This window comes from Amycolatopsis sp. NPDC003865 (genome assembly GCF_053605345.1).
The window spans coordinates 391,441-415,490 of the sequence record NZ_JBSGJA010000001.1 but is presented as its reverse complement, the minus strand read 5'-3'; the positions used below and the strand labels follow the sequence as shown (position 1 = coordinate 415,490).

Annotated in this window: 2 protein-coding genes; both read left to right on the top strand. The window is 74.0% G+C overall.

Annotation, left to right across the window (positions count from 1 at the left end; all coding sequences use genetic code 11):
- The first annotated feature begins 17 nt into the window (after window positions 1-17).
- On the top strand, window positions 18-20,063 hold the full coding sequence (locus ACWEVP_RS01835; RefSeq protein WP_452060728.1) for a non-ribosomal peptide synthase/polyketide synthase: 20,046 nt from the start codon (window positions 18-20) through the stop codon (window positions 20,061-20,063).
- Window positions 20,060-24,043: a non-ribosomal peptide synthetase gene (locus ACWEVP_RS01830; protein ID WP_452060727.1), complete on the top strand. Its 3,984-nt coding sequence runs from the start codon at window positions 20,060-20,062 to the stop codon at window positions 24,041-24,043. The genes ACWEVP_RS01835 and ACWEVP_RS01830 overlap by 4 nt, the downstream gene beginning before the upstream one ends.
- The last annotated feature ends 7 nt before the right edge of the window (window positions 24,044-24,050 follow it).

Sequence of the window (24,050 nt, the reverse complement as noted above, 5' to 3'; positions counted from 1 at the left end):
CCCTCTCCCCGCCGGCAGTGAACGAACTGGAGCTGATCACCGTGAACCACGACGCCCGGCAGCTGCTGGCGGCCTGGAACGACACCACCACCGACGTCCCGGAAGCGGGCCGCACGCTCACCCGGCTGCTCGCCGAGCAGGCGGCCCGCACCCCGGACGCGACGGCGCTGGTGTTCGAAGGCGAGTCCCTGACCTACCGCGACCTCCACCGGCGGGCCGACGGGCTCGCGAACCTCCTGGTCGAGCGGGGCGTGGGCCCCGGTGTCCTCACCGGTGTCTGCGCCGACCGGAGCCTTGAGCTGGTGATCGCCCTGCTGGGGGTGCTCAAGGCCGGCGGCGCCTACGTCCCGCTCGACCCGGACTACCCGGCCGACCGGCTGGCCTACATGGTCGCCGACAGCGCCGCGCCGGTCGTCCTCACCCAGACCCACCACCGGGACCTGTTCGACACCGAGACCATCCTCCTCGACGAGGTGGACTTCGGCGCGAACCCGGTCACCGGGCCGGAAGCGTCCACAAAGGACCTCGCGTACGCCATCTACACCTCCGGTTCCACCGGCCGCCCCAAGGGTGTGCTGGTGCCGCACGAAGGCATCGTCAACCGGCTCATGTGGACGCAGGCCGAGTACGGCCTCGGCGCCGACGACCGCGTGCTGCAGAAGACACCGTCCAGTTTCGACGTCTCCGTCTGGGAGTTCTTCTGGCCCCTGCTGACCGGCGCCACGCTCGTCGTCGCGCGGCCCGGCGGTCACCGCGACCCGGCCTACCTGGCCGAGCTCATCCGCGCCGAGCGGATCACGACCGTCCACTTCGTCCCGTCGATGCTGCAGGCGTTCCTGCTCGACCCCGCCGCCGCGACCTGCACCGGCCTGCGCCGCGTCCTGTGCAGCGGCGAAGCCCTGCCCGCCGAGCTGCAGGCCCGGTTCTTCGCCACGCTCCCGGGCGTCGAGCTGCACAACCTGTACGGCCCGACCGAAGCCTCGGTCGACGTCACCTCCTGGGCGTGCCGGCCCGGCGAGACGAGCGTCCCCATCGGACGTCCGGTGTGGAACACCCGCACGTACGTCCTCGACGCCGAGCTGAAGCCGGTCGCGCCCGGCGTCGCCGGCGAGCTGTACCTCGCCGGGATCCAGCTGGCCCGCGGCTACCACGGCCGCCCCGGCCTGACGTCCGAGCGGTTCGTGGCCAGCCCTCATCGGCCGGGCGAGCGGATGTACCGCACCGGCGACCTCGCACGCTGGTCCGACGACGGCGCCCTGCACTACCTCGGCCGCACCGACCACCAGGTCAAGATCCGCGGCCTGCGCGTCGAACTGGGCGAGATCGAGGCCGTCCTCGACCGCCAGCCCGGCGTCGGCGGCTCCTGCGTGCTGGCCCGAGAGGACCGCGAAGGCGACCAGCGCCTGGTCGGCTACGTCGTCCCGGACGGCGCCGCCCCGGACGTCGGCGCCTTGCGCGCGGCCCTGGCCGAGAACCTGCCGGAGTACATGGTCCCGGCCGCGTTCGTCGTCCTCGAAGACCTGCCGCTGACCCCCAGCGGCAAGCTCGACCGCAAGGCCCTCCCCGCGCCGGACTGGTCCGCCGCCCGCACCGGCCGCGCGCCGCGCACGCCCCGCGAAGCCGCGCTCTGCGCCCTGTTCTCGGAAATCCTCGGGGTCGACGGCGTCGGCATCGACGACGGCTTCCTCGCCCTCGGCGGCCACTCCCTCCTGGCCGCCAAGCTCGTCTCCCGCATCCGCGCCACGCTCGGCGTCGAGGCCGGCATCGGGGACGTCTTCCGCGCGCCGACCCCGGCCGGCCTGGCCGAACTCCTCGAAGACGCCCCCGCTGCCCGCCCGGCCCTGACCCCGCGCCACCGCCCCGAGCCGATGCCGCTGTCGTTCGCCCAGCGCCGGCTGTGGTTCCTCGACCAGGCCGACACCCGGAACGCGAGCTACCACGTCCCGCAGGCCGTCCGCCTGACCGGCCCGGTCGACGCGGACGTGCTGCGTCAGTCGGTGAACGACGTCGTGGCCCGCCACGAAGCCCTCCGGACGATCTTCACCCGCGCCGGCGACGAGCCGGTGCAGCACATCCTGCCGTCCGGCGAAGTCCGGTGGACCACCGATGAGTCCACCGAGGACACACTGGCCGCCGATCTGACCGCCGCCACCGAGGCCGGCTTCGACCTCGCCCGCGAACTGCCGATCCGCGCCACCCTCTTCACCCTGCCCGGCGACACCGCTGTGCTGCTGCTGGTCGTGCACCACATCGCGAGCGACGGCTGGTCCTTCGCCCCGCTCCTGCGCGACCTGTCGATCGCCTACGCCGCCCGCGTCACCGGCGACGCTCCGAAGTGGACACCGCTGCCGGTCCAGTACGCGGACTACACGCTGTGGCAACGGGAACTCCCCGTCGAGCGCGACCTCGCGTACTGGCGGGCCACCCTGGCCGGGTTGCCCGAAGAGCTGCCGCTGCCCACCGACCGCCCGCGACCGGCGGTCGCGAGCCACCGCGGCGGCGTCGTCCCGATGGACGTCCCCGCCGACGTCCACCGCAAGCTGGCCGACCTGGCCGCGGCGGAAGGCGCGACGCTGTTCATGGTGCTGCAGGCCGCGTTCGCCGCCTTGCTCACCCGCCTCGGCGCGGGCGACGACGTCCCGGTCGGCTCGCCGGTCGCGGGCCGCACCGACGCCGCCCTCGACGACCTCGTCGGGTTCTTCGTCAACACCGTCGTCCTGCGCACCGCCACCGGCGGCGACCCGACGTTCCGCGAACTCCTGGATCGTGCCCGCGACACCTGCCTGGCCGCGTTCGAGCACTCCGAGGTGCCGTTCGAGCGGGTCGTCGAGGAACTGAACCCGGCTCGCTCGCTGGGCCGCCACCCGCTGTTCCAGGTCCTCCTCGTGCTGCAGAACAACCTCGCCGCCGAGCTGGCGATCGAGGGCGTGCGCGCCACGGGCGAGCGCGTCGACATCGGGTACGCGAAGTTCGACCTGGCCGCGATCTTCGAGGAACGCGACGGCGAGCTGACCGGCCTCCTGGAGTTCGCGAGCGACCTGTTCGACCGCGCCACCGCCGCGTCCCTGGCCGGGCGCCTCCTGCGCGTGCTCGCCGCCGTGGCCGCGAACCCCGACGTCCGCCTGGGCGACCTCGACCTCCTCGACGAGGCGGAGCGGCACCAAGCCGAGGCGGGCGGCATGTCCGCGCCCGCCGCGCCGGCCGTCACCCTGCACGAGGTCATCGAGGGCCACGCCCGCCGCACGCCGGACCGCACCGCGCTGCTGTTCGAAGACCAGGTCGTCACCTACGCCGAGCTGGACGCCCGCGCCAACGGCGTAGCCGCGCTCCTGACCGGCGTCGAGCCCGGCCGGATCATCGCGATCTGCCTCGACCGCGGCCCGGACCTGGTCACCGCCATCCTCGGCGTGCTCAAGGCCGGCTGCGGGTACACGCTGCTGGACCCGTCGTTCCCGGCCGAGCGCCGTCAGCTGCTGGCCGAGCAGGTCGACGCGCCGGTCGTGCTCGACGATCTGTCCGCATTGGACACAGTGGACGCCGTAGCGAAGACACCGGGCCGCGCGGTCAGCCCCGCCGGCCCCGCCTGCGTCATGTTCACCTCCGGCTCGACCGGCACGCCCAAGGGCGTCGTCGCCTCCCACGCAGCCGTAGCCACCACCATCCTCGGCCAGGGCTACACCGGCGACGTCTGGTTGCAGACCGCCCCCGTCTCCTGGGACGCCTTCGCCTTCGAGCTGTTCGGCGCCCTGCTCACCGGCGCCGCCTGCGTCCTGCAGCCGGGCCCGAAGCCCGAGCCGGCGCTCATCGCCGAGCTGGTCGAGCGGCACGGTGTCACGACGCTGTTCGTCTCGGCCAGCCTGCTCAACTTCCTCCTCGACGAGTACCCGGCCGTCTTCACGCGGGTCGGCCACGTCTACACCGGCGGTGAGGTCGCTTCGGTCGCGCACCTGACCAAGGCACTCGAGAACTTCCCGGACGTCGGGTTCACCAACGCCTACGGCCCGGTCGAGAACATGATCTTCGTCAGCTCCCACCGCGTCACCCCGGCGGACCTGGGCGCCCCCATCCCGATCGGCGTGCCGCTCAACGGCAAGCGCGCGTACGTCCTGGACGAGCGCCTGCGGCCGGTCGCGCCCGGCGTCTTCGGAGAGCTGTACGCCGCGGGCGGCGGCATCGCGGACGGGTACGTCGGCCGCCCCGAGCTCACCGCCGTCCGGTTCGTCGCCTCGCCGTTCGAAGCGGGGGAGCGGATGTACCGCACCGGCGACCTGGTGCGCCGCCGCGCCGACGGCGTCCTCGAGTACGTCGGCCGCGCCGACGACCAGGTCAAGATCCGCGGGTTCCGCATCGAACCCGGCGAGGTCCGGACGGCGCTGGGCACGCACCCGGCCGTCACGGAATCCGCGGTCGTCGTCCGCGAGGACCGGCCGGGCCAGAAGCTCCTGGTCGCCTACGTCGTCGGCGAGGCCGCCGACTTCCGCGCGCACCTCACCGAACGGCTGCCGGAGCACCTCGTGCCGAGCGCCTTCGTCCTGCTCGACGCGCTGCCGCTGACCCCCAACGGCAAGCTCGACCACCGGGCCCTGCCCGCCCCGGAGCGCACGAGCACGACCCGCGCGGCCCGCACCCCGCGCGAGGAAGTCCTCTGTGGACTCTTCGCCGACGTCCTCGGCGTCGGGACGGTCGGCGTCGACGACGGGTTCTTCGCCCTCGGCGGGCACTCGCTGCTCGCCGCCCGGCTCGTCGCCCGCATCGGGTCGGTGCTGGGCGCCCGGATCGGCGTCGCCGACGTCTTCCGCGCGCCGACCGTCGCCGGCCTGGCCGCGGTCCTGGACAGCGCCCGGGCCGCCCGGCCCGCCGTCGTGGCCCGGCCGCGCCCGGAGGTGCTGCCGCTGTCGTCGGCGCAGCGCAGCCTGTGGTTCGTCGAGCAGCTCGACCAGGCGGGCGCGACCTACAACGTGCCCCGCGCCCTGCGGCTCACCGGCGCCCTCGACGTCCCGGCGCTGCGTCGGGCGTTCGCCGACGTGATCGAGCGCCACGAGGCCCTGCGGACGGTGTTCCCGGACACCGACGGCGTGCCCCGCCAGGAGATCCGGCCGCTCACCGAGCCGCCGTGGACCGAAGCCGCGGTCGACGTCGCCGAGTTCGTCGCGCGCGAGTTCGACCTGGCGACCGACCTGCCGGTCCGCGCGGCGCTGCGGCGCGAGGGCGACGACCACGTCCTGGTGATCGTCACCCACCACATCGCGAGCGACGGCTGGTCCTTCGGCCCGCTGCTGCGCGACTTGTCCACCGCGTACGCCGCCCGCGTCACCGGCGAAAGTCCGCAGTGGACTCCGTTGCCCGTCCAGTACGCGGACTACGCGCTGTGGCAACAGGAGCTGTCCGACGACTCCCTCGGTTACTGGGCCGAAGCACTCGCCGGGCTGCCCGACGAGATCAGCCTGCCCTTCGACCACCCGCGCCCGCCGGTCGCGAGCCACCGCGGGGCCACGCTGCCGGTGCGCCTCGACGCGGACCTGCACGCGCGGCTGCTCGACCTCGCCCGCGGTGAGCACGCGACGCTGTTCATGGTGCTGCAGGCGGGGTTCGCCGCCCTGCTCTCGCGGCTCGGCGCCGGGGACGACATCGCCGTCGGTACCCCCTCGGCAGGCCGCCCCGACGCCGCGCTCGACGATCTCGTCGGCTTCTTCGTCACGACGCTCGTCCTGCGCACGGACCTCAGCGGCGACCCCACCTTCACCGAGCTGGTGAACCGGGTCCGCGAAACCGCGCTCACCGCGTTCGACCACGCCGACGTCCCGTTCGAGCGGGTCGTCGAACGGCTCAACCCGGCGCGCTCGACTGCGCGGCACCCGCTGTTCCAGGTCATGCTGGCGCTGCAGAACAACGTCGCGGCCGACCTGACCCTGCCGGGGCTGACCACGGCGGACGTACCGGTGACCACCGAGACCGCCAAGTTCGACCTCACGCTCAACCTGGAGGAGAACACCGGCGCCGCCGGGGAACCGGCCGGCATCGGCGGGTACCTGGAGTACGCGACCGACCTCCTGGACGCGGGCACGGCGGCCGACCTCGCCGACCGGTTCGTCCGGCTCCTGGCGGCCGCCGTCGCGACGCCCGGCGCCCCTCTGTCCACTGTGGACCTGCTGTCGGACGGCGAGCGCTCGGCGATCGAGACGGCCAACCGCGAGACCGCTCGGCCGCTGCCCGGCACGTCGGTGATCGAGCTGTTCGAACTCCAGGCCGAAGCCACGCCGGACGCCCCGGCCCTGGAGTTCGGCGCGACGACGCTGACCTACGCCGAGCTGAACACCCGGGCCAACCGGCTCGCCCACCACCTGGCCGCCCGCGGCGCCGGGCCCGAGCGGTACGTCGCCCTCGCCCTGCCGCGCGACGAGCAGCTGGTCATCGCGATGCTCGCCGTGCTCAAGACCGGCGCCGGCTACCTCGCGCTCGACCTGGAGTACCCGCCGGACCGCCTGGCGATGATGCTGGAGGACGCCGCCCCGGCGCTGGTCCTCCACCGCGACGACCTCGTCTACACCGACGAGACCGGGAACCTCGAGCACACCGCGTCGCCGGACAGCCCGGCGTACGTGATCTTCACGTCCGGCTCGACCGGCCGTCCCAAGGGCGTCGTCGTACCGCGGCGGCCGCTGCTGAACTTCCTCCTCGACATGGTCGACCGGTTCGGGATGACCGCCGGGGACCGGCTCCTCGCCGTCACGACGGTCGGCTTCGACATCGCCGGCCTGGAGATCTTCGCCCCGCTGCTGGCCGGGGCGACCGTCGTGCTCGCGAGCCGGGACGACGTGCGCGACACCCGTGCCCTGGCCACCCTCGCCGAGGACGTCACGCTCCTGCAGGCCACGCCGAGCCTGTTCCACGCCCTGCTGGCCGAGCCGGTCGACCTCTCGGCCGTGCACGTGCTGGTCGGCGGCGAAGCGCTGCCCGACGACCTCGCCGTCGCGCTGCGGGCGCGGGCCGCGTCGGTCACCAACATGTACGGCCCGACCGAGACGACGATCTGGTCGACGACCGCCCGCGTCGGCGAAGGCTCGCCGACCATCGGCAGGGCGATCGCGAACACGCGGGTCCACGTGCTCGACCGGGCGTTGCGGCCGGTCCCGCCCGGTGTCCCGGGTGAGCTGTACATCGCCGGGGACGGCGTCGTGCGCGGCTACCTCGGCCGGCCCGACCTGACCGCCGACCGGTTCGTCGCCTCACCGTTCGCGGTGGGGGAGCGGATGTACCGCACCGGTGACCTGGTCGCCCGCCGCCGCGACGGCGAGATCCGGTTCCTCGGCCGCGTCGACCACCAGGTCAAGATCCGCGGCTTCCGCATCGAGCTCGGCGAGATCGAAGCCGTGCTGGCCGCGCACCCGGCGGTCGCGCTGCGCGCGGTCGTGGTCCGCGAGGACCGGCCCGGCGACAAGCGCCTGGTCGCGTACTTCGTGCCCAGCGAGCCGGTCGACGCCGAAGAGCTGCGCCGCCACCTCGCGGCCGCGCTGCCGGGGTACATGGTCCCGTCGGCGTTCGTGCTGCTCGACGAGCTGCCGCGGACCCCGAACGGCAAGCTCGACCGCAAGGCCCTGCCCGCGCCCGCCCTGGAGAGCGGCGCCGGCCGGGTCCCGCGCACCGCGCGCGAGCACGCGCTGTGCGAGCTGTTCGCCGAGGTCCTCGGGGTGCCCGAGGTCGGCATCGACGACGGCTTCTTCGACCTGGGCGGGCACTCGCTGCTGGCCACCCGGCTGACCGGGCGGATCCGCGCGGTCCTCGGCCTCGACGTCACCGTGCGGGCGCTGTTCGCGACCCCGACGGTCGCCGGGCTCAGCGAGAGCCTCGGTGACGCCGTCGCCGCGCGCCCGGCCGTCACCCGGCGCGCCCGGCCGGACCGGCTGCCGCTGGCGCCCGGCCAGGAGCGGCTGTGGTTCCTGGCCCGGCTGGACCCCGAGGACACCGCGTACCACATGCCGATGGCGCTGCGGCTGCGCGGCGACATCGACGCCTCGGCGCTGGCCGCCGCGCTGTCCGATGTGGCCGGTCGTCACGAAGCCCTGCGCACGTACTACGCGGAGGACGAGGCCGGGCCGTACCAGGTGATCCTGGACTCCTTCGAAGTCCCGTTCGAGGCCGGCACCGGCTCTGTCGCCGAAGCCGCGCGGACGCCGTTCGACCTGGCCGCCGCGCCGCCGGTGCGGTCGTGGCTGTTCAGCGAGGGCGGCGAGCACGTCCTGCTCGTGCTGACCCACCACATCGCCGGGGACGGCTGGTCGATCCCGGTGCTTCTGCGCGACCTGGCCGACGCGTACGCGGCCCGGCTCGGCGGCAGTGCTCCGGAGTGGACACCGCTGCCGGTGCAGTACGCGGATTACACGCTGTGGCACCGGGAACTCGACTCCGACGTCGAGTACTGGACGCGTACGCTCGCCGGCCTGCCCGAGGAGCTCGCGCTGCCCTACGACCGCGTCCGGCCCGCCAGCGCGGACCACACCGGCGGGTCCGCGCCGGTCGAGATCCCGGCCGGGCTGCACGCGCGGCTCCTGGAGCTGGCCGCCGGGCAGCGGGCGACCCTGTTCATGGTCCTGCAAGCGGCGCTCGCCACGCTGCTGGCGCGGTTCGGCGCCGGGGACGACATCCCCATCGGCACCCCGGTCGCCGGCCGCCCGGACCCGGCGCTCGACGATCTCGTCGGCTTCTTCGTCAACACCGTCGTACTGCGCACCGACGTCAGCGGCGCCCCGGCGTTCACCGAGCTGCTGGACCGCGTCCGCGAAGCCGACCTGACCGCGTTCGAGCACGACGACGTCCCGTTCGAGCGCCTGGTCGAGGAGCTGAACCCGGCCCGCTCGGCGGCCCGGCACCCGCTGTTCCAGGTGATGCTGGTGCTGCAGCGGGACACCCCGCCCGTCGCACTGTCCGGTGTGGACACCGAGCCGTACGAGGTGGCCCGCGCGGTCGCCAAGTTCGACCTCACCCTCGCCCTTGAGGACCACGGCGCGGGCATCACCGGCGCCTTCGAGTACGCCACCGCGTTGTTCGACGCCGTCACCGCCGAGCGCCTGGCGACGGCGTTCATGCGGCTGCTGGAGCAGATCGTCGAGGAGCCCGCGAAGCCGGTGACGGCGTACGACGTGCTCACCACCGGCGAGCGCGACCTCGTCCTGGCGGCGGGCAACGCCGTTCAGGTGAGCGCCGCGCCGGAAGACTGCCTGCACACGATCGTCGAACGGCAGGACCCCGGCGCCGTCGCGATCCTGTTCGGAGGCGAGTCGCTGACCTACGGCGAGCTGAACGCCCGCGCCAACGAGGTCGCCCACCACCTCCTCGACGGCGGCGTCCGCCGCGGCGAGGTCGTGGGGGTTCTGATCGAGCGTGGCTTCGACTTCGCGATCGCCGTCCTCGGCGTGCTCAAGTCCGGTGCCGCGTATACCTTGCTGGACCCGAGCTACCCGGCGGAGCGGCTGGCCGCGGTCACCGAGCAGGCGGGGGTGCGGCGGATCCTGAAGGCGCTGCCGAGCCACCCGGACCGCACGAACCCGGACGTCGAGCTGACCCCGGCCGACCTGGCCTGCGTCATGTTCACCTCCGGCTCGACCGGCGTGCCCAAGGGCGTCGCGACGTCGCACCGCGGAGTCGTCGCGACCATGGGCCAGGGCTACGCGACCTTCGACGCGGGTCAGGTGTGGCTGCAGTGCGCGCCGGTCTCGTGGGACGGCTTCGCGCTCCAGCTGTTCGGCGCGCTGCTCTACGGCGGCCGCACGGTCCTGCAGCCCGGCCAGAACCCCGAGCCGGAGCGGATCGCGGCGCTGGTCGTCGAACACGGTGTCACCGTGCTGCACGCGTCGGCGAGCCTGTTCAACTACCTCCTCGACCAGGAACCGCAGGTCTTCACCGTGCTGCGCCGGGCGATGACGGGCGGCGAGCCTGCCTCGGTCGAGCACGTGACCAAGGCGCTGCGCGAGTACCCGGACGTCCGGCTGATCAACGGCTACGGGCCGGCCGAGAGCATGGGCTACACGACGTTCCACCCGATCACCGAGGCCGACCTCGGCGGCACGGCCATCCCGATCGGCCGGCCGGTGGCGAGCAAGCGCGCGTACGTCCTCGACCCCCGGCTGAACCTGGCCGCTCCCGGTGTCACGGGTGAGCTGTACCTCGCGGGCCACGGGCTCGCCGACGGCTACCGCGGCCTGCCCGCCGCCACGGCCGAGCGGTTCGTGGCTTCGCCGTTCGCGGCAGGGGAGCGGATGTACCGCACCGGCGACCTGGTCCGCTGGCGCGCCGACGGCGTCCTCGAGTACGTCGGCCGGGCCGACGACCAGGTCAAGGTCCGCGGCTTCCGCGTCGAACCCGGGGAGGTGCGGGCGGTGCTGGCGCGGCACGACGGTGTCGAGCAGGCCGCGGTCGTCGTCCGCGACGGGCGGCTGATCGGCTACGTCGTCGGCCCGGCCGAGCCGGCCGCGCTGCGGGCGTACCTGGCCGAGCGGCTGCCGGACTACCTGGTGCCGTCGGCGATCGTGCCGCTGCCCGAGCTGCCCCGGACCGCGAACGGCAAGCTCGACCGCCGCGCGCTGCCCGCGCCCGACTTCGCGGCGGGCTCGCGGCGCCGGCCGAGGACGGTCACCGAAAACGTCCTCTGTGGACTGTTCGCCGAGGTGCTCGGGCTGCCCGAGGTCGGACTGGACGACGGCTTCTTCGACCTGGGCGGGCATTCGCTGCTGGCCGCCCGGCTGATCGGCCGCGTGCGGGCGGTGCTCGGCGTCGAGCTGGGCATCCGGGACCTCTTCCGCACGCCGGCCGTCGCCGGGCTCGCGGAGGTGCTCGGCGACGCGGCCCCGGCGCGGCCGCCGGTGACCCGCCGGGAGCGGCCGGACCGGCTGCCGCTGTCGTTCGCCCAGCAGCGGCTGTGGTTCGTCGACCAGGCCGAAGAGGCCAACGCGGGCTACGACGTCCCGCGGGCCCTGCGCCTGCGTGGCCCGCTCGACGTGCCCGCGTTGCAAGCGGCGCTGGCCGACGTCGTCGAGCGGCACGAGCCGCTGCGGACGGTGTTCCCGTCCCACGACGGCGAGCCGTGGCAGGAGATCCTGACCACCTCCGAGGTACCGTGGACGGTGGTGGAGTCCACTGAGGACGCACTGCCGGACGTCCTCGCGGAGGCCGCCGCGCACCTGTTCGACCTGCGCACCGAACTGCCGATCCGGGCGCACCTGGTCCGGGTCGCCGCCGAAGACCACGTGCTGCTGCTGGTGCTGCACCACATCGCGTCCGACGGCTGGTCCGCTGCACCGCTGTGGCGCGACCTGACCACCGCCTACACGGCCCGCCTCGACGGGCACGCACCGGACTGGGCACCGCTGCCGGTGCAGTACGCGGACTACACGCTGTGGCAACGCGAAGTCCTCGACGAGCCGGAGCTCGCCGTCCAGCTGGCGTTCTGGCGCGACACCCTCGCCGGCGCACCGGAGGAACTCGTCCTGCCCGCCGACCGGGTCCGCCCGGCCGTCGCGAGCCACCGCGGCGGTTCCGTGGAGTTCGCGCTCGGCGCGGACGTCCACGCGGCGCTGGCCGGCCTGGCCCGGGGCAGCGGCGCGACGCTGTTCATGGCGCTGCAGGCCGGGTTCGCGGCCCTGCTGTCCCGCCTCGGTGCCGGCGACGACGTGCCGCTCGGTACCGCGGTCGCGGGCCGCGGGGACACCGCGTTGGACGACCTCGCCGGATTCTTCGTCAACACCCTGGTCCTGCGCACGGACGTGTCCGGGCAGCCGACGTTCCGGCAGCTCCTGGCCCGCGTCCGGAACGCGGGGCTGGCCGCGCTGGCGCACGCCGACGTCCCGTTCGAGCGGGTCGTCGAAGAGCTGAACCCGGCGCGGTCGGCCGCCCGGCACCCGCTGTTCCAGGTGATGCTGGTGCTGCAGAACAACGCGACCGCGCAGGCCGGCCTGCCCGGGCTGGTCACCGAGGGGATCACGGTCCGCCGGGACGTCGCCAAGTTCGACCTCACCGCGGGCATCGAAGAGAACCACGCTCCCGACGGCACCCCGGCCGGCCTGACCGGGCAGCTGGAGTACGCGACCGACCTGTTCGACGCGGCCACGGCCGCGGCCATCGCGGAGCGGTTCGCCCGGTTCCTCACCGCGGCCGTCGCCACGCCGGACGTGTCCGTCGCGGACCTCGACGTGCTCGGTGCCGGCGAACGGGCCGAACTGCTGGCGTTCGGCTCGACCCCGGTCACCGCGCCGGCGATGCGGCTGCACGAGCTGGTCGAACGGCAGGCGGCCTGGGCGCCGGACGCGACCGCGCTGATCTTCGAAGGCGCGTCGCTCACCTATGCCCAGCTCGACACCGAGGCCAACCGGCTGGCGCGGCACCTGGTGGCCGAGGGCGTCCGGCCCGGCGACCTGGTCGGTGTCCACATCGGACGCTCGCCGCGGCTGGCCGTCGCGCTGCTCGCCGTCCTCAAGGCCGGGGCGGCCTACACCGTGCTGGACACGGACTTCCCGGCCGAGCGCCTGGTGTCCGCGCTGCGGCGGACGTCGGCCGCGGTCGTCCTGACCGACGGGGGCGAGCTGCCCTGGCCGCGGATCGACGTCGTGGCCGACGCGGCCGCGATCGCGGTCCGCGACGGCGGTGCCCTCGGCGTGCCCGGCGGCCCGGACGACCTCGCCGTCGTCATGTTCACCTCCGGCTCGACCGGCGTCCCGAAGGCGGTCGCGGCCCCGCACCGCGCGGTCGTCGGCACGCTGACCGGTCAGGACTACGCCGGGTTCGGCCCGGACGACGTCTGGCTGCAGTGCGCGCCGGTGTCGTGGGACGCGTTCGGCACGCAGCTGCTCGGCCCGCTGCTTTCGGGCGGCACGGTCGTGCTCCAGCCCGGTCAGCGGCCCGAGCCGGCGCTGATCGAGGACCTGGTCGTGGCGCACGGCGTCACGGTCCTGGACGTCTCGGCGAGCCTGTTCAACTTCCTGGTGGACGAGCACCCGGCGGTGTTCGCGACGGTCCGCCGCGCGATGACCGGCGGCGAGGCGGCCTCGCCCGCGCACCTGGCGAAGGTGCTGCGGGAGTACCCGCACGTCGCGGTGGTCAACGGCTACGGCCCGGCCGAGACGATGGGCTTCAGCACGGTCCACGAGGTCACGGCGGTGGACGGGCCGGTGCCGATCGGACGGCCGCTCGCCGGCAAGCAGGCGTACGTCCTCGACGCGCGGCTGCGGCCGGTGCCGGCCGGGGTCGTCGGCGAGCTGTACCTGTCCGGGGTCGGCACGGCGCTGGGGTACCTGGGGGCACCGGGGACCACGGCCGAGCGGTTCGTCGCCTCGCCGTTCGCGGCGGGGGAGCGCATGTACCGCACGGGCGACCTCGCGCGGTGGACCGCCTCCGGTCTCCTGGAGTACGCCGGCCGGGCGGACGACCAGGTCAAGATCCGCGGGTTCCGCGTCGAGCCGGGCGAGGTCCAGGCCGTGCTGGCCGGGCACGACGGCGTCACACAGGCCGCGGTGGTGGTCCGGGACGGGCTGCTGGTGGCCTACGTCGTGGGGACGGCCGATCCCGCGGTGCTGGCGGAGTACGCCGCGGCGCGGTTGCCGGAGTACCTGGTGCCGTCGGCGATCGTGCCCTTGGCGGAGCTGCCGCGGACCGCGAACGGCAAGCTGGACCGGGCGGCGCTGCCCGCGCCGCGGCGGGGGGTGGCCGGGCACGTGGCCCCGCGCACGCCGGTCGAGGTCGCGCTCGCCGGGATCTGGGCGGACGTGCTCGGGATCCCGGCGCCCGGGGTGGAGGACAACTTCTTCGCTCTCGGCGGGCATTCGCTGCTGGCGGCGAAGGTGACCGGCCGGATGCGCACGGAGTTCGGCGTGCGGCTGGGAGTGCGGGCGCTGTTCGAGGCCCCGACGATCGCCGCGCTGGCCCGGCTCGTGCCGGAAGCATCCACAGTGGACTTCGAGCCGATCCCGGTCCGCTCGCGCGGAACGCGGACGCCGCTTTCGCCGGTGCAGCGGGGATTGTGGTTCGCCGAGCGGCTCACGCCGGGTTCGGCGGAGTACGTGGTACCGCTGGCGCTGCGCATCGGGGGAGACCTCGAGGTGGCGGCTCTGGCGGGTGCGTTGTCGGCGGTGGTGGCGCGGCACGAGGTGCTGCGCAGCCGGTTCGTCGAGGTGGACGGGGAGCCGGTCCAGGTGGTGGACCCGGTGCGGCCGGTGCCGCTGCCGGTCACCGACGTGTCCGATGCCGAGGCGTTCGTCCGCGCCCAGCTGGACATCCCGCTCGACCTCGAACACGGCCCCGTCCTCCGCGCCGCACTGGCCCGCGTGTCGGAGCGTGACCACGTGCTGGTGCTGGTCATGCACCACATCGTCGCCGATGGATGGTCCATGGGGGTCCTGGCGCGGGAGCTTCGCGACCACTACGCCGGGGTGAAGCCCGCCACCCTGCCGGTGCAGTTCGGCGACGTCGCCGCCTGGCAAGCCGCCGCCGACGACCAGGCCGGGCTCGACTTCTGGCGCCGGGCCCTCGACGGCATGCCCCACGTCGCCGAGCTGCCCGCCGACCGGCCGCGGCCGCTCACCCGGGACATCGCCGGCGCCAAGACGCCGGTGCACGTGCCCGCGGAAGTCGTCGAACGCCTGCAGCGGCTGGGTGCCGAGCACGGCGCGAGCCTCTTCATGACCGTCCTCGCCGGCTTCGAAGTCCTGATCGGCCGCTACACCGCGATGCGGGACTTCGCGATCGGCACCCCCGTGTCCGGCCGCGGCCACCCGCAGACCGAGCCGCTGATCGGCCACTTCGTCAACACCCTGCCGCTGCGCGCGGATCTCACCGGCGACCCGGCGTTCACGGAACTGCTCACCAGGGTCCGCGCCGGCACCCTGGCCGCGTTCGACCACGACGACGTCCCCTTCGACCGGATCGTCGAGCTGCTGCGCCCGCAGCGCGACCTCACCCGCACGCCGCTGGTGCAGATCGTCTTCGCCCTGCAGAACAACGAGGAGGCCGGCTGGGCGCTGCCGGACCTGACCGTCGAGAAGCTCGCCGTCGACACCCGGGTCAGCAAGTTCGACCTCGAACTCGCCCTCGCCCAGGACCCCGACGGCGCCCTGACCGGCATCTTCGAGTACCCGACCGCCCTGTTCGACGCCACCACCATCGAGCGGCTCGCCGCCCACTTCACGACCCTGCTCGAACGGATCGCCGACGCGCCGGACACCCCGGTCGGCGAGCTGGACCTGCTCACCGACACCGAGCGGGACCACCTCGTGCACGGCGTCAACGACACGAAGGTCGCCTACGACGAGGACGTCTGCCTCCACCACCTCATCACCGAGCAAGCGAAGAAGACCCCCGACGCGATCGCGGTCGAGTACCTCGACGACCACATCGACTACGCCGAGCTGGAACGCCGGGCCGGTGTCCTCGCCGCTCGCCTGGCCGAGCACGGCGTCGGCCCGGACGTCCCGGTCGGCCTGCGGATGGACCGCTCGATCGACCTGATCGTCGGCCTGGTCGCCATCCTCAAGGCCGGCGGCGCGTTCGTCCCGATCGAGACCGACGCGCCCGAACCACGGCTGCTCGGCATCCTCGGCGACGCCTGCGCGCCGGTCTGCCTGGTCAACGAAGGGGCGCCGACCCCGCACAGCGGCGAGGTCACCTTCCTCCCGGTGTCCGGTTCGGACGGCCCGGCGCCGGAGTGGACGGACACGACCCACCCCGACAACCTCGTCTCGATCTACTACACCTCCGGCTCCACCGGCAAACCGAAGGGCGTCGCGAGCACCCACCGCGGGTGGGTCAACCGGCTGCGCTGGCACCAGGACACCTACCGGCTCCAGCCGGGCGAGGGCGTCCTGCAGAAGACGACCCTCGTCTTCGACGACGCGGCCGTGGAATGCCTGTGGCCGCTGATCGTCGGCGGCCGCGTCGCGCTGATCCCGCCGGGCCTGCACCGCGACCCGGCCGCGATCCTCGAAGGCGCGATCAAGCACCGCGTGGTCAACCTGCAGTTCGTGCCGAGCATGCTGACGCTGTTCCTGGAGCAGCTGACCCCGGCCGACCGGGCGGCGCTCGAGCCGCTGCGCAACGTCATCACGAGTGGCGAGGCGCTCCAGCCGGAACTGCTGAAGCTGTTCTTCGACCGCCTGGGCGAGCACGCGACCCTGCACAACCAGTGGGGCGCCACCGAGGTCTCGATCGACTCGACCATGCGCGAATGCCTCCGGTCCGATCTGGACGGTGCCGGCTCGGTGAGCGTCGGCTCGCCGATCGCCAACAACCGGATCCACGTTCTCGACGAGCACCTGCGGCCGGTCCCGGTCGGCGTCCCCGGCGACCTGTTCATCGGCGGCGTCGGCCTCGCCCGCGGCTACCTCGGCGACCCGGCCAAGACGGCCGCGGCGTTCCTGCCGAGCCCGTTCGACCCGGGGGAGCGGCTCTACCGCACCGGCGACCGCGGCCTGCGCACCCCCGACGGCGCGCTGACCTTCCTCGGCCGCCAGGACTCGCAGGTCAAGATCCGCGGCATCCGCGTCGAACCCGGCGAGGTCGAGCAGGTCCTCCTGGAACTGCCCGGCGTCCGGGAAGCCGCGGTCACGGTGTGGCAGCCGGTTCCGGGGGACAAGCGGCTCGCCGGGTACGTCACCCCGCAGGCCGGCGTCACGCTCACCGACGGCGAGATCCGTGCGCAGTTGCGCGAGCGGCTGCCCGTCTACCTCGTGCCGACGGCGCTGAGCGTGCTGCCCGAGTTCCCGACCACCACCAGCGGCAAGATCGACCGCAGGGCGCTGCCGGCGCCCACCGCGGCCGGGGCCGAGTACCGCGCGCCGGAAGGCCGGGTCGCGGAACTGGTCGCCGAAGTGCTGCAGCACGTCCTCGGCGTCGAACGGGTCGGCGCCGACGACAACTTCTTCGACCTGGGCGGGCACTCCCTGCTCGGTGTGCGGGTGGTCGCCGAGCTGCGCAAGCGGCTGTCGGCGGACATCCCGATCCGGCTGATCTTCGACTCGCCCACGGTCGCGGAACTCGCCGAGGCCGTGGCCCGCGCCACCAGGCGCGAGTTCGAGGCCATCCCGAAGCGGCCGGACGGTCCCGCGCCGCTGGCCGGGGTCCAGGTCGGCATGTGGCTGGCCGACCGGATGGCGCCGGCCGGCGCGGAGTACCTGGTGCCGAACGCGGTCCGCCTCCGCGGGCCTCTCGACGTCGACGCCCTCGCCGCCGCCCTGACGAAGCTGGTCGAGCGGCACGAGATCCTGCGCACCCGGTTCGTCGAGATCGACGGTGAGCCGAAGCAGGTCGTCGACCCGGCCGGCCCGGTGCCGCTGCCGGTCACCGAGATCGGCGAGATCGAGCCGTTCCTGGCGTTGCGGGGCATCGACCTCGCCACCGGGCCGGTCTTCGCCGCCGCGCTCGGCAAGCTCGCCGAGGACGACCACGTCCTCGTCCTCTCGGCGCACCACATCGTCCTGGACGGCTGGTCCGAGGGCATTCTCGCCGAGGAGCTGCGCGATCTGTACGCCGGTGCCGACCTGCCGTCTCCGCCGGTGCAGTACGCCGACGTCGCGGCCTGGTCCCAGCCGAGCGAAGCGGACGTCGAGTTCTGGCGGACGCAGCTGGCCGGCGTCCCGCAGGTGGTCCAGCTGCCCACCGACCGGCCGCGGCCGCCGGTGCGTGACCCGCGGGGCGCGCGGTATGAGTTCAGCGTGCCCGCGGACTTGGCGGCCCGGCTGGGCGAGGTGGGTGCGCAAGCACGGGCGAGCCTGTTCATGACCCTGCTCGCCGGGTTCCAGGTGCTCGTCGCCCGGCACACCGGGCTGCGGGAGTTCGCGATCGGCAGCCCGGTCGCCGGCCGCGACCACCCGGACACCGAGCGGCTGATCGGCCAGTTCGTCAACACCCTGGCCCTGCGCGCGGACCTGACCGGCTCGCCGGGCTTCACCGAGCTCCTGGAGCGGGTCCGCGAGACGGCGCTGAACTCCTTCAGCCACCAGGAAGTCCCGTTCGACCGGGTCGTCGCCGAGCTGCGGCCCGACCGCGACCCGAGCCGGAACCCCCTGGTGCAGCTCATGTTCGCGCTGCAGACGGTGGCGCAAGGCGGCTGGGAGTTCGCCGGCCTGGACTGCGAACCGGTCGGGGTCGAGACCGGCGCGGCGAAGTTCGACCTCGCCATGGTGCTGCGCGAGCAGGCCGACGGCACGGTCGGCGGCGTGCTGGAGTACCCGGTCGCGCTGTTCGACGAGGACACGATCGCCGCGTTCGCCGAGCGCTACCTCCGGCTGCTCGACGGCTTCGCGGCCGACCCGCGGCGGCCGGTCGACCGCGTCCCGATGCTCGACGCGGCCGAGCTCGCGCCCCTGGACGGGGGCGCCCCGGGCGGCACGTTCGCGGGGCTGATCGAAGCCCAGGCGCGGCGGACCCCGGACGCGCCGGCCGTCGTGGCCGGGCCGGATTCGCTCACCTACGCCGAACTGGACGCGGCGGCCAACCGCGTGGCCCGGCACCTGCGACTGCGGGGTGCGGGCCCGGAGAAGGTGGTCGCGCTGCTGCTGCCGCGCTCGGCCGACCTGGTCGTGGCGCAGCTCGCGGTGGTCAAGACCGGCGCCGCGTTCCTGCCGATCGACCCGGGCTACCCCGAGGAACGCATCCGGTACATGCTCGACGACGCCGACCCGGTGCTCGCCCTGCGGGAACTGCCGCTGTCCACAATGGACGACAGTCCGCTGGTCGTCGGGGTACGGCCCGAGAACGCGGCGTACGTCATCTACACGTCGGGCTCGACGGGCCGGCCGAAGGGCGTCGTGGTCAGCCACGCCGGTCTCGCCACCCTGGTGGAGAACACCGTCGCGGCCTACCGGGTCGGCCCGGGCGACCGGGTGCTGCAGTACGTGTCGCCGAGTTTCGACGCGTCGATCCTCGAGCTGTGCGCAGCGCTGATGACCGGCGCCGCGCTGGTCGTCACCCCGCCCGGCCCGCTGCTGGGCGACCAGCTGCGGGACGTGCTCGCCGAGGGCCGGGTGACGCACGCGCTGATCCCGCCGGCGGCCCTGGCCACGGTCGAGGACCCGGACCTGCCGGACTTCCGGACGGTCGTCGTCGGCGGCGACGTCTGCCCGCCGGAGCTGGTCGCGAAGTGGGCGCCGGGCCGCCGGATGCTCAACATGTACGGCCCGACCGAGGCCACGGTCGTCTCGACGGTGTCCGAGCCCCTCGAAGTGGGCGGAAGGGTGACCATCGGCCAGGCGCTGCGGCACACGCGGGCCTACGTCCTGGACGACCGGCTCCAGCCGGTGCCGCCGGGCGTCGCGGGCGAGCTGTACGTGGCGAGCCCGGGCTTGGCCCGTGGGTACCTCGGCCGGCCGGGGCTCACCGCGAGCCGGTTCGTGGCGAACCCGGCCGGCGGGCGGATGTACCGCACCGGCGACCTCGTCCGCCGCACCCGGGCGGGGGACCTGGAGTTCCTCGGCCGGACCGACGACCAGGTCAAGATCCGCGGCTTCCGCATCGAACTCGGCGAAGTCGAGGCCGCGCTGCGGGCGCACCCGGCGCTCACCGCGGCGGTCGTGCTGGCCAAGCCCGACCCGGCCGGGCAGAAGCGCCTGGTCGCCTACGTCGCCGGCGACGTCACGGCGGCCGGGTTGCGGACGTTCCTCGGGCAACGCCTGCCGGAACACCTGGTGCCGAGCGCGTTCGTCGTGCTCGACGCGCTGCCGGTCAACGCCAGCGGCAAGCTCGACCGGGCCGCGCTGCCCGAACCGGCCGAGGAGACCGCGGACTACATCGCCCCGGGCAGCCCGGAAGAGCAGCTGATCGCCGACATCTGGGCCGAGGTCCTGGACGTGCCCCGCGTCGGGCTCGGCGACGACTTCTTCGCCCTCGGCGGGCATTCCGTGCTCGCCGCCAAGGTTCGCATGCGGCTGCAGGCCGCGTTCGGGGTGGACCTGTCCCTGCCCGTGCTGTTCCAGACCACCACGGTCGCCGCGCTCGCCGCCGTGGTCCACACCGAGATCGAGGCCGAGCTCGCCGGCATGTCCGAGCAGGAGCTCCTCGACTCCCTTTCCGAGGAGGCCAGCGCATGACCACGTTCGACATCCGCCCCGCCGGCGACACAGCCGACGCCGAGCGCGCCGCGCGGCTGCGGGCCGCGGTGCTCGCGAAGCGGTTGCGCGGCCGGGCCGCCACACCGGCCCGGGCGTTCGGCCGGGCCGGCCGCGGCGGCCCGCTGCCGCTGTCGGCCGGGCAGCAGCGCCTGTGGTTCCTCGACCGGCTCGACCCGGACAGCGCCGAGTACGCCGTCCCGCTCCTGCTGCGGCTCGAGGGCACGCTCGACGTCGACGCGCTCCGGCGGTCGCTCGACGCCCTGGTGGCGCGGCACGAGATCCTGCGCACGACCTACACCGCGGCGGACAACCGGCCACGCCAGGTGATCGGGGCCCCGGCCCCGGTCGACCTGCCGGTGGTCGAGGGCGACCCGGAAGCGGTGCTCGCGGAGTACGTCGGGCGCCCCTTCGACCTCGCCACCGGCCCGGTCTTCCGCGCGCTGCTGGTCCGCGAGGCACCGGAGCGGCACGTCCTGGCGCTGAACGTCCACCACATCGCCTGCGACGGCTGGTCCCTGCCGATCCTGATGGACGACCTCCGCAAGCTCTACACCGGCACCGAGCTGCCCCCGATCGAACTGTCCTATGCGGACTTCGCCGTCTGGGAGCAGTCCCGGGTGGACGCCCACACGGACGATCTCGCGTACTGGAAGGAGCGGCTCGCCGGGCTGGAAACCCTGGAGCTGCCCGCCGACCGGCCGCGCCCGGCCCAGCGCGACCACCACGGCGCTTCCGTCCGCTTCACCATCCCCGGCGATGCCGCCTCCGCCGTGATCGAGCAGGGCAAGGCCGTCGGCGCGACGCCGTTCATGACGCTGCTGGCCGCCGCGTACGTCGTGCTCGGGCGGCACACCGGCCGCACGGACATCGCCGTCGGCACCCCGGTCGCCGGTCGCGGCCGGGCCGAGCTGGAGCACATGGTCGGGTTCTTCGTGAACACCGTCGTCGCCCGCGGCGACCTCTCCGGCGACCCGGACTTCGCCACCCTCGCCGACCGCGTCCGCGCGGCCCGGCTGGCCGACCAGGCCCACGAGGACCTGCCCTTCGAACGCCTGGTCAAGGAGCTGGCGCCGGAGCGCGACCTCGCGCACACCCCGGTCGTCCAGGTCATGTTCGCCGTCTACGACTCCTCGTCCGGCTCACCGGACCTGGGAGACTTGCGCGTGTCGCCGGTCGACCTGCCCTCGACGACGGCGAAGTTCGACCTGATGATCTCCTTCGTCCGCCAGGCCGACGGGTCCGTCGAGGGCGTGCTGGAGTACGCGACCGCGTTGTTCGACGAGGTCCGGATGGCGCGGATGGGCGAGCACTTCGTCCGGCTGTGCACCGAGCTGGCCGCCAGGCCCGGCGTCCGGCTGTCCGAAGTGGACGTTCTCGGCGCGGACGAGCGGAAGCTGCTGCTGGAGACCTGGAACGCCACCGCGGAGCCCTACCTGCGTGGCACGCTGCACGGCCGGATCGCCGCGCAGGCGATGTCGACCCCGGACGCGATCGCCGTCCGGTGTGGACGGACCGAGCTGACCTACGCCGAGCTCGAGGACCGCGCCACCCGGCTGGCCCAGCGGCTGCGCGCGCACGGCGTCGGCGTCGAAACCCCGGTCGGCGTGCTCTGCGAACGCGGCCCGCTGCTGCTGCCGGTGCTGCTGGCCGTCCTCAAGACCGGCGGCCACTACATCCCCCTGGATCCCGCGTACCCGCAGGACCGCAAGGAGTACATGCTCCGCCAGGCCGGCGCCCGCGTCCTCGTCACGACCCGCCGCTACGCCGGCGAAAACCTCGGCGACGTCGTGGTCCTCGCCGACGAGCCGGTCGCGGTCGACCCGGTGCCGTGGCGCGACCCGGTCGTCGACCCGGAGAACCTCGCCTACATCATCTACACCTCCGGCTCCACCGGCCGTCCCAAGGGCGTGATGATCAGCCACCGCGGCGTGCTGCACTACCTGGACTGGTGCCGCCAGGCCTACCGCGCCGACGAGGGCGACGGCGCCCCGGTGCACTCCTCGCTCGCCTTCGACCTCACCGTCACCGGGCTGTTCCTGCCGCTGTTGTGCGGCACGACGGTGACGCTGGTGCCGGAGGACGAGCACCCGGTCGCCGGGCTCGCCGACGTCCTGTCGAGCGGACGGCGGTTCAGCTTCGTCAAGCTGACCCCGGCTCACCTCGAACCGCTGCGCCGGTGCCTGGCACCGGAAGCGGCGGCCGCGGCCGCGCACCTGGTCGTCGGCGGTGAGCAGCTGACGGCCGAAGCGCTGGAATTCTGGCGGGAGCACGCCCCGGACGTGGTGGTGGCCAACGAATACGGTCACACCGAGACGTCCGTGGCCAACGTGATCAACCTGCTGCCCGCCGCCGACTGCGTCACCACGCCGATCCCGGTCGGCCGGCCGATCTGGAACACCGAGGTCTACCTCCTCGACGAGCACCTGCGGCCGGTTCCCGCCGGCGTCACCGGCGAGCTGTACGCGGGCGGCGCCGGAGTCGCGCGCGGCTTCGCCGGCAACCCCGGCCTGACCGCGGCGAAGTACGTGCCGAACCCGTTCGGGCCCGGCCGGCTCTACCGCAGCGGCGACCTGGCCCGCTACCTGCCGGACGGGCGCCTGGAGTTCGTCGGCCGCACCGACCACCAGGTCAAGGTCCGCGGCTACCGCATCGAACTGGGCGAGATCGAGGCCGCGCTCGTCGGCGGTCCCGGCGTCACCGAGGCGGTCGCCGTGGTCCGCGACGGCGCGCTCGCCGGGTACGTTGCGCCGTCCACTGTGGACGCCGAAGCGCTGCGGGCGCACCTGTCCGAGCGCCTGCCGGAGTACATGGTCCCGGGCACACTGACCACTTTGGACACGCTGCCGCTCACCTCGAACGGCAAGGTCGACCGCGTCGCGCTGCCCGTGCCGGACGCGGCTCCGGTGCCCACGCCCGGTGTCCTGCCGCGTGACGAGCTGGAACTGGCGCTGGCCAAGCTGTGGGAGGACCTGCTCGGCCGCCGCGTCGGCGTCACGGACGGCTTCTTCGACGTCGGCGGCCACTCGCTGCTGGCCGTCGTGCTGGTCGACCGGATCAAGGCCGAGCTGGGCGCGACCGTCGGGCTGGCCGAGGTGTTCCGCGCGCCGACCATCCGGGCGCTGGCCGACCTCGTCCGCGCCGGGGACCACGGCGGGGGACTGGTCGTGCCGCTGTCACCGGGCCGCGCGGGCGTCGCGCCGCTGTTCCTGCTGCCGCCGACCGCCGGGAGCCCGTTCCCGTACCTGCGGCTGGTGGCCGAGCTGGACCCGGCGCTGCCGGTGTTCGGCCTGCAGGCGCCCGGGTTCGCGCCCGGCGAGGAGCCGGTCCACACGATCGAGGAGCTGGCCGCGGCGTTCGTCGCCGACCTGCTGCCGGTGGCGGGGGATCGCCCGATCCGCCTCGCGGGCTGGTCGCAGGGCGGCTCGGTGGCCTTCGAAATGGCCGCGCAGCTGGAAAAAGCCGGCCGGGCCGTCGAGCACCTGTGCATCATCGACGCGACCGTCCTCGGCGTCGACGACTACGGCAACCCGCTGCCCGAAGTCGACACCAGCGACCCCCTGGCCTGGTTCGGCGAGGCCGTGCTGAAACTGGCGCCGGGGGCCGCCGACACCCTCGACGAGATGCTCGCCGAAGCCCGGGACCGCGGGATGGTCTCCGAAGTCGCGGGCAACGCCGTCGTCGAGCAGATGGCGCGGGTCTACCTGGCGGGCAAGGACGCCGTCGAGGCCTACCGCTGCCGGGCGGTCGTCGACACCGGCATCCACCTCATCACCTCCACCGGCACCCACCCGGTGAAGGGCCGCCCGGAGGTGCGGCCGGAGAGCTGGCGCGCCCGCACGCGCGGCGAGCTCACGGTGACGCCGGTGCCGGGCCACCACTGGGACATGGTCGAACCGCCGCACGTGGCGGAGCTGGCCCGGGCCGTGCTGGCCGGGCTCGCCGTGACCGCCGACGAGTGAAGGAGAA